Source organism: Pseudomonas pudica, from assembly GCF_015680405.1.
Taxonomy (GTDB): domain Bacteria; phylum Pseudomonadota; class Gammaproteobacteria; order Pseudomonadales; family Pseudomonadaceae; genus Aquipseudomonas; species Aquipseudomonas pudica.
On record NZ_JADLJS010000119.1, the window covers coordinates 1 to 300 of the forward strand.

1 protein-coding gene is annotated in these 300 nt (G+C 50.7%); it reads right to left on the minus strand.

Translation table 11 applies throughout. The features are described from left to right. Positions 1-186 (minus strand): hypothetical protein (locus IRZ77_RS27055; RefSeq protein WP_230386627.1); only part of this gene is annotated, 186 nt, incomplete at its 3' end. Positions 187-300 lie beyond the last annotated feature (114 nt).

Sequence of the window (300 nt, forward strand, 5' to 3'; positions counted from 1 at the left end):
AGGGGCCGGATGATGGGAGCGCAGCGTTTTTTGGTTACTTTTTGTCGCGTTTGACAAAAAGTGACTCGCCGTAAGGGCGAAAAGGTGAGTAAGCGTCGCCATCGTAAATGGACTATGCGCGAGATCAAAACCAGCACTTTTCCGCTCTTCGCTTTCAAGCGTGGGCATCAACAACAGGGTCAACATTCATTTTCGAAGGTGGCGCTTAATCACCTTTCCGCCCTTACGGCGGGTCACTTTTTGTCAAACGCGACAAAAAGTAACCAAAAAACGCTGGCTCCTATCATCCGGCCCCTACGC